Raw genomic sequence first — 1,415 nt, 5'->3', positions numbered from 1 at the left:
TCTGCGCGGCATGACGCAGTTTATTCCGTACAGTCGCGACCAGGCGTTCCTGCTGCCACCCGATGTGAAGGACTGGCTGCCGGCCGATGACGTGGCGCATTTTGTGGTGGCGGCGGTGGAGCGTGTGCCGCTCGGCGCGTTTGTCGTGCGGCCGATCCCCGGCGGCAAGGCGCAGTACCATCCGCGGCTGCTGCTGGCTCTGCTGATCTACAGCTACGCCAACGGCATCTTCTCGTCGCGGCGGATCGAACGGGCGACGCAGCGCGACCTTGGCGTGCGCTATGTGGCGGCGAACCTGCATCCCGACCACGACACGATCGCCACCTTCCGCCGCGCCAACCGCGCTGCCTTCGAGGCGGCCTTCCTGCAGGTCCTGCTGATGGCGAAAGAGGCCGGCCTGTTGCGGCTCGGGGCGGTGGCGATCGACGGCACCAAGCTCGACGCCAACGCCTCGAAGATCCGCTCGGTGCGCTACGACCGGGCGGTTCAGTTGCGCGAGAAGCTGGCCGCCGAGATCGCCACGCTGACCGCGCGCGCCGAGGCGGCGGATGCCGACGCCGTGCCCGACCCGCAGGCGCTGCCCGCCGAGATCGCCCGGCGCTGCGCGCTGAAGGCCAAGCTGGATGCCGCCTGTGCCAGGCTCGAGGCGCAGGCCCGCGCCGAAGCCGAGGCGGCCCGGCCGGACTACCAAGCCAAGACGGCGGCCTACCACGCCAAGACCGGCCGGCGCGGCCGTCCGCCCAAGCCGCCCGAGGACAACCCGCCGCCCGAGCGGCAATCCAACCTCACCGATCCCGACAGCGCGCTGATGCGCCGCTCCGAGGGGCACGAATACCGCCAAGCCTACAACGCCCAGGCCGTGGTCTGCGCCGAAGGCTCGCAACTGATCCTCGCCACCAACCTGACCGCCTGCCCCTCCGATGCGCCAAGCTTCGCCGCGACCATCCTCGGCATGGAGCACGGTCCCGGCCTGCCGCAGACCGTCCTCGCCGACACCGGCTTCGCCTCCGGCCCCGCGGTCGCTGACCTGGCAGCGCGCGGCATCGAGCCGCTGGTCGCGATCGGCCGCACCCAGCCGCACCGCGCTTACGACTTCCGGCCCCCACCCCAGCCCAAGACACCCCGCCGCATCACCGAACCCTGGCGCCTCGCCATGCAGGCCAAGCTGGAGACCCAAGATGCCAAACACCGCTACGCCCGCCGCAAACAGACCGTCGAACCCGTCTTCGGCATCATCAAGTCCGTCCTCGGCTTCACCCGCTTCCACCTCCGCGGCCTCGCCAACGTCGCCGCCGAGTGGACCCTGATCGCCCTGGCCTACAACTGCCGCAGGCTACACCGCCTCCAGCTCGCATGATGCCTATCGCCGCTCCCAAAACACAAACCGCGGCAGACCCAAAGCCGACAGGCTGCTA

The 1,415-nt window shown here is 70.3% G+C and carries 1 protein-coding gene; it reads left to right on the top strand.

Translation table 11 applies throughout. From position 1 onward, the window contains the following. Window positions 1–10 precede the first annotated feature (10 nt). The gene (locus JX360_RS17370) at window positions 11–1,357 is read left to right on the top strand and encodes a transposase (RefSeq protein WP_244353504.1); all 1,347 of its coding nucleotides are present in this window, start codon (window positions 11–13) and stop codon (window positions 1,355–1,357) included. Window positions 1,358–1,415 lie beyond the last annotated feature (58 nt).

It is taken from the genome of Thermostichus vulcanus str. 'Rupite' (assembly GCF_022848905.1).
GTDB lineage: Bacteria > Cyanobacteriota > Cyanobacteriia > Thermostichales > Thermostichaceae > Thermostichus > Thermostichus vulcanus_A.
This window is presented reverse-complemented; position numbering and strand designations above follow the sequence as displayed.